General features: G+C 65.5%; 5 protein-coding genes. 2 read left to right on the top strand and 3 right to left on the bottom strand.

Annotated elements, in window-relative coordinates:
- Positions 1-47: 47 nt before the first annotated feature.
- On the top strand, positions 48-1,106 hold the full coding sequence (locus KF833_22680) for a transposase (GenBank protein ID MBX3748124.1): 1,059 nt from the start codon (positions 48-50) through the stop codon (positions 1,104-1,106).
- A 119-nt stretch (positions 1,107-1,225) separates the two neighbouring features.
- Here KF833_22680 and KF833_22685 read toward each other — a convergent pair whose 3' ends face one another.
- On the bottom strand, positions 1,226-2,455 hold the full coding sequence (locus KF833_22685; protein MBX3748125.1) for a PQQ-like beta-propeller repeat protein: 1,230 nt from the start codon (positions 2,453-2,455) through the stop codon (positions 1,226-1,228).
- A 164-nt stretch (positions 2,456-2,619) separates the two neighbouring features.
- Positions 2,620-3,249 (bottom strand): Uma2 family endonuclease, encoded by a 630-nt coding sequence (locus tag KF833_22690; protein MBX3748126.1) that lies wholly within the window; start codon positions 3,247-3,249, stop codon positions 2,620-2,622.
- A gap of 393 nt (positions 3,250-3,642) precedes the next feature.
- Between KF833_22690 and KF833_22695 the strand changes: the two genes are divergently transcribed.
- Complete coding sequence (locus tag KF833_22695; GenBank protein ID MBX3748127.1) at positions 3,643-4,806, top strand: beta-lactamase family protein; 1,164 nt, start codon at positions 3,643-3,645, stop codon at positions 4,804-4,806.
- 87 nt (positions 4,807-4,893) lie between these two features.
- On the opposite strand, the gene KF833_22700 is transcribed toward KF833_22695, so the two are convergent.
- Positions 4,894-6,144, bottom strand: a complete 1,251-nt coding sequence (locus KF833_22700; protein MBX3748128.1) for a hypothetical protein — start codon at positions 6,142-6,144, stop codon at positions 4,894-4,896.
- Between the last annotated feature and the right edge of the window lie 282 nt (positions 6,145-6,426).

The raw sequence follows: 6,426 nt of genomic DNA on the forward strand, positions 1-6,426 counted from the left end.
ATCACTACTATTGACAATTCGGAAGGCCGGCGGCGACGGTGGCGGTCATGGCTCGCAAGTTGCGCGTGTTGGTGGCCGGTGGGTGGTACCATGTGGCGAACCGCGGGAACCGGCGGGAGGCGATTTTCCGGACCGACGACGACCGCAGGCGGTTTTTGGGGCGGCTGTCGGAGTTGCCGCCGCGGTACCGGGTGGAGGTCCATGCGTACGTGCTGATGGACAATCACTATCATCTGCTGTTGCGGACGCGGGATGCCAATCTGAGCGAGGCGATCCGATGGCTCCAGGTGACGTACAGTGCGATGTTCAACTGGGCCAACGGGGTCCGTGGCCATGTCTTCCAGGGGCGGTTCAAGTCGGTGTTGATCGAGGATGTCGCCGGGGTGTCGGAGGTGGCCCGGTATGTGCATTTGAACCCGGTGCGGACGGAGGGGTTGGGACTGGGAAAGGCGGATCGGCGGCGCGCGAAGGTGGGGGGTGTGGAGGATCCGGGGCGGGAGCTGGTGGCCCGGCGATTGCGGGAGCTGGAGGCTTATCCGTGGAGTTCGTGGCGGGCGTACGGTGGGGCGGAGCCCGCGCCGGGCTGGCTGACCACGGAGGGGGTGGGGGCCGCCTGCGGAGGGCGGACCCGCAAGGAGCGGGCGCGGGCGTTGAGGGACTACACCGAGGGACCCGTGCGGCAGGGCGGCCTCGATCGACCCTGGGACCGGGTCATTGGCGGGGTGGTGCTGGGAAGCGAGGAGTATGCGTCGGCAGTCCTGGGGGAGGCGGCTGGGAACACGGGGGGGCGGTCCGGCACGGGAGCCGTGGCCGACGCACCGAGGGTGCCGTGGGCCGACATCCTGGCCGCGGCCGAGCGGATCCGCGGACGGAAGTGGAAGGAAGCCGCGGACAAGTATGGGGAGTGGCTGCGGGACGGAGTGTTGTATGTGGCGACCCGACGTCTGGGGTATCGACTTGGGGAGGCGGTGCGGGAGGCCGGGGGCGTCGGGTACGGGGCGGCGGCGCAGGGGGTGCGGCGGTTCGCGTTGGGACTGGCGGGCGAGGACGGGAGCGAGCGGAAGCGGTTTGTGGAACGGCTGGTGCGGGAACTCGAAGGGGCTTGAATTGTGGGTCGCCGGGGTCAGGTCTCTGATTTTGACAATTGGAGGAAGCCAAGCCGCCCTCCAAGCGTCTTTGTCAAAATCAGAGATGTGACCCTGGTGCCGACCTGGAGGGTCATCGATCAGCGGTTCGGGGTGAGGTTGAGAGAGACGAGGCGGCGGGTGTCGCGGGCGTGGAGGCGGCCGTGGGCGAGGGCCGGGAAGGCGCGGGTGCCGGCCCCGAGAATCTGGGCGCGGGCCAGGGTGCGGAAGCGGTCGGGGGAGGCTTCGGCAACCAGGCATTCGCCGCGTTCGGTGAGGATGAGAAGCCGGTCGGCGGCGAGGAGGATCGATCCCGAACCCAGACCGTCCTGCGACCAGCGGACACGTCCGGTGCCGGCCTCGATGCAGCGGAGGCTGGGTCCGTGTTCCTGACGGCCGTGAAAGCCGTAGAGGAAGCCGTTCCGATGGACCACCGAGGCGTAGTGGCAGGAGAGGTTGTCGTCACCGGACCAGACGACAGTGGGTTGGGGTTGGTGCAGGTCGAGGAGGATGGCGCCGGTCTGGTAGCTGGCGGAGAGGAAGGCGCGGTGGCCGAGGAGGAGCGGGGTGGCGGCGTTGACGGAAGCGGACTGGCGGGATCGCCAGGGATGAGAGGTGCGCAGGTGGCCGGTGGCGGCATCCAGGACGACGAGTCCCTCGCGGGTGAAGCAGACCGCGTGGGGTCGGTTGTCGAAGGCGGCTGCCACGGGCGAGGCGTAGCCGGCGGCGTGATCGGTGGCGGTCCAACGAACCGCGCCGGTCTCCGGATCGAAGGCGACCACGCCCGCATCCGGTCCGCCCACCTGGAGGATCAGGGATTCGCCGGCGATGAGGGGCGAGCAGGCGAATCCGAAGAAGCCCTTGTCCGCGCCGAACCGGTCCTGGGTGGCAACGGACCAGAGGAGGCGGCCGGTAGTGAGATCGAGGGCGGAGAGAGTGCCGTCGGCGCCGAAGGCGAAGACCCGGTTGTTGGAGACGGCGGGCGTGGCGCGGGGCCCTTCATCGAAGCCGAAGCTGTCCCGGTAGCGGGTGGGTTGCGCATGGCGCCAGAGGGGGTCGCCTCCGCGGGCGGCGTCGAGGCATTCGACGATTTCCTCGGAACCCTGGCGGTGATGGAGGATCAGGCGATCGCCGGCGACGACGGGGCCGCTGAAGCCGGCGCCGACGTTGCGGGACCAGACGGTGACGGGTTGACCGTCGGGCCAGTCGATGGAGATCGGGTGCGGGCTGTGACCGTTGCGGTGGGGGCCGAGGAATTGGGGCCAGTCGGAGGCCGGCGTGGGGAATGGTGTCTGGAAGAGGACGAGAGCGAAGGCGAGGGCTCGTTGCATGGGGTGACCATGCACGGGCCGGCCCGGGGAGTGAACCGCGGGATCGAGGGGTGCGATGGGATGGGGACTCGCGGAGTTCGTCCCTCCGGAGTGAAACGGAGGGGTGGGATCGGAGGGGTGGGATCGGAGGGGTGGGATCGGAGGGGCGAGTTCAGGGGGCCAATTTAGTCCCAGTCCGGAACGTGGAAGAGATTGGCGACCGGAAACTGGAATCCCGGAAGCACTTCGCCTCCGTCGAGAAATGCACCGGCGCCAACGATCTGGCGGTCGATCGGCGACCGGCAGATCTCGACGAACTGTTCCATGGGATGAATGACCCAGGCCAGACGGGTGCCGCTGTCGAAAAAATCCCGCAATCGTGCATCCAGTTCGGAGCGGGTGTTGGAGGGGGCCAGGACTTCGACCGCCAGGTCTGGTCCGCCGGGAAAGAAGCGGGTTTCCTTCCTTGAGAAACCGAGGCTTTTCATGCGGCTTCGGGTGACAAAGGAGATGTCAGGGGCGCGGCAGTTTCGATTGCGCATCCAGAACCCCGTGCTGGAGTCGAGGACGACCCCGAGTTGATGGGCCTCGTTGAAGGTGACCAGCGCAGCCGAGAGGCGTGAGCATAGATCGCCGTGGAGGAAGCTGTTTTTGGGGCTCATGACCAGTGTGCCATCGACGAGTTCGTAGTCGTAGCTATCGCTGGGCAGTGCCTGGAGTTCGGCTTCGGTCCACACCCGGCGCGTTGCTGCGGCGATGGCGGATGTCGTGCCCTCCGGGAGACGGGCGGGGCGATCAATGGCTCCGGATCCCATTTCCGGAGCGTGCGCTTGACCGATGCCTCGAACAAGTCCCAAGCCATAGCCATGCAGCGAGGTCGGGCGCGCTGGCTTGATCATGTCGGGCAAATCAGGACTCGCGGAGCTCGTCCCTCCGGAGTGAAACGGAGGGGTGGGATCGGAGGGCCGAGTTTCACGAGGCCGCAGGGGAGTGGAGCGATGGGATGAGGACTCGCGGAGCTCGTCCCTCCGGAGTGGTGCATTTGCATTTCTGCTTGCCGATGCGTGGCTTGACAGGCCCGGCGTGGTCTGAAGTCTGCGTTTCGCCTCGCGGAACCGCGGATCGGGGGTGGAGTGGTCCGGACTAAGACTGTGTCCGGCGAATCAGAGGGAAGGACGGCGCGCGGGATCGATCGGGGCGATTGCATTATGTTCAAGTCGATTGTGGTTGTTTCCGTTCTGCTGATCCTGGGTTCGATCGGGTTCCTGCTCGGCAGGAGCGCCGAGATTCCGTCGAGCGGTCCCTACGAGGACCCGATTCTGCAGATGCTGGAGGCGGTCCGGGTGGAGCATCCGTTTCCCGCGCTGGCGGCGGCGGTGATCGTGGACGGGAGGACTGTGTTCACGAATGCCGTGGGATTTCGCCGGCTGGGCGGCCCGGAGCGCGTGACGGCGGAGGACCGGTTTCACATCGGTTCCGTGACGAAGTCGATGACGGCGACCCTGGCGGCGAGGCTGGTGGAGGAGGGGAAGATCGCATGGACGACAACCATCGGGGAGTTGTTTCCGGAGCTGGAGGAAACCATGCATGCGGACTACCGCGGGGTGACCTTGGAACAGCTCCTGTCGAATCGGGGCGGCATGCCGGCGCGTCCGCCGACTACGCTCTGGATCCGGGCCTGGGAAGGCAGGGGCACGCCGGACGAACAGCGATTGGAGTTTGTGCGGGGCCTCCTGGCGGGTGAACCGGAAGTGAAGCCTGGCAGCCGGTCCGTGTATTCAAACCAGGGCTACGCGGTTGCGGGGGTGATGCTGGAGCGGGCCGGCGGTCAACCGTGGGAGGCGCTGATGCGGGGCCTGCTGTTCGAACCGCTGGGAATGACGACGGCAGGCTTCGGCGCTCCGGCCACGCCGGGCGAGGTGGATCAACCGTGGGGGCATTCGAAACCCATGTTCTCCGGGCTTCGCGCCGTGCCGCCGGGGCCGCGTGCGGACAATCCGCCGGCCATTGGTCCGGCGGGAACGGTCCATTGTTCGCTGGGGGATCTTGCGAAGTATGTGGCCCTCCACCTGGCAGGTGCGCGGGGCGGAACCAACCTGCTTGAGGCGGCAACGTTCAAGAAGCTCCACACGCCGGCCGGGCATGATTACGCGCTTGGCTGGGTCGTGCTCGAACGGGGCTGGGCGGGGGGGCGGGTGCTGATGCACAACGGATCGAACACGATGTTCTACGTCGTTGTGTGGATCGCGCCCGAACGGAACAGCGCGGTGATCGTGGCCACGAATGTCGGCGCGGATCTGGCCTTCAAGGGGTGTGACCAGGCCGTCGGGAAGCTGATTGAGGCGTTTTTTCCGAAGGGACAGGGGCTGTGAGGGGGGAGGGCGCGCGAATCAGGGGGCGGAAGCCTGCTTTGTAACTGGGGTCGATTCCTTCAGGCGAGGCGTCAGGAGGCGGGATGGTCACTCATTGAAGGGTTGCCGCCATGGAATCCGAACAATTACCGGAGCTCGCATGTCATCGAACTTCCCGACCGCTTCAAGATGATCGGGCTCCCGGGACGTCCTCACGCTTCCGTTGCCGGCAGAAGGAAGATGTATTGCCACCAAAGGATCCATCCCGAGCAGTTCCCGCATCCCCAGGTAAGTCACGAACCAACTCGCCGACGTTTCCATGGATTGAAGTAGGGGTGCGCTGATCCCCTCGGCGCGAAGCATCACGGGCAGTTCCTCAGGTCTTGCCAGTGGATGGTTTGCCAGGCTTGAGAGCCTCCCGAGCGCATCGACCAACCGGCGCTGCGTCAGTGCGTCCCGGATTTTCTCCGCAACCTGCGCCAACTGTCCCACATCTTCAGCCAACTGACTGTGGGCGGTGACGGGATCGGCGTTGGATACCGACGGCGGGATCCATTCCAGTGCGCGCCAAAGCGTGTTTGTCACGTGGATCGCCCATCCCGGTCCGGTGGCCGCGTCGGCAGTCGCCAACTGCCTTAGGTGATCTGCGAGGCGGGAGTAGTAGTCTGCGTCATAACGCACCAACCATGGCTGCCGTTGTTTGAGAACCTCCACCAGTTGGTGTTGCCCCGTCGAGCTAAGCAATTGAAAGGTTGCCTGAACATGCTCCATGGAGATCCGCTCGAGTTGCCCTCCCGTGGCATCAAATCCGATCATCGAGTACATGGGTCGGTGTGGCAACATGGCCAAGGCGCGGTCAAACGCTTCTCCTGACGCTTCCGCCCGCAAGTGGTTGGCATGCCATCGCGCCAGGTTGCACAGCCTGGAAACGAGTTCGGTGTATCCACTCAGAACTACGGCCCGCGCCGGCCAGTCAGAAGCCAGGCTATCCGCAGGCCATATATTCCATGTGCAATCCGGGAGATCTGTCGCTCGGAACAGGAGGTTCCAGATGGGCTCTTGCCGCTGTATGTAGGTATCCACTGCCCTTGAGTTGCGGCCCGCACGGATATCATCGCGCACGGTTGCATCTACCCGGCCTTCCCGTGCGGGTCCAGCCAGGACGGCGTTGTAATAGAGCAGGGCGGCATTCTCAGAAGCCTTGGAGCTGCCGGTCAGAGATAGCAGCGACACCGTCAGGCCTATGAGGAGCAGATCCGCGGACTTGCTGGCGCCGCAACCAGAGTTCGGGCGGGTTGCGGTGGGTTGGCCGTGGTGGCCGCGCAGGGCACCGCCTTGGGGGAGCGGGAGCAGATTCATGCGTGGACTGTGATCCATGCCCATTCTCCCACGCAACCTCGTTGTTCGAGACAAGCGTGGTGCGGGCCTATCTCCATAGTGTCGGAGATGCGATCGGTCGAGAGATAAGACGAGGGGAGCGTCGGGGTCGGGGTCTCGATCGGAATTGAACCGGAACGAACTCCGAAGATGCGCGAAGCATTATTGCACCTGTCGATACCGATTCCGATAGCGACCCCGACCCCGATTCCGTTGCACATTACGCCAACTCACAGACGCGCCCGCGTGGCGCCATTGCGTGTC

Source organism: Verrucomicrobiia bacterium, assembly GCA_019634625.1.
GTDB lineage: Bacteria > Verrucomicrobiota > Verrucomicrobiia > Limisphaerales > CAIMTB01 > CAIMTB01.

Coding starts and splice junctions, on each gene's coding strand:
- KF833_22680 (MBX3748124.1), top strand. CDS start 48: ATGGCTCGCAAGTTGCGCGTGTTGGTGGCCGGTGGGTGGTACCATGTG.
- KF833_22690 (MBX3748126.1), bottom strand. CDS start 3,249: ATGGGATCCGGAGCCATTGATCGCCCCGCCCGTCTCCCGGAGGGCACG.
- KF833_22695 (MBX3748127.1), top strand. CDS start 3,643: ATGTTCAAGTCGATTGTGGTTGTTTCCGTTCTGCTGATCCTGGGTTCG.
- KF833_22700 (MBX3748128.1), bottom strand. CDS start 6,144: ATGAATCTGCTCCCGCTCCCCCAAGGCGGTGCCCTGCGCGGCCACCAC.
- KF833_22685 (MBX3748125.1), bottom strand. CDS start 2,455: ATGCAACGAGCCCTCGCCTTCGCTCTCGTCCTCTTCCAGACACCATTC.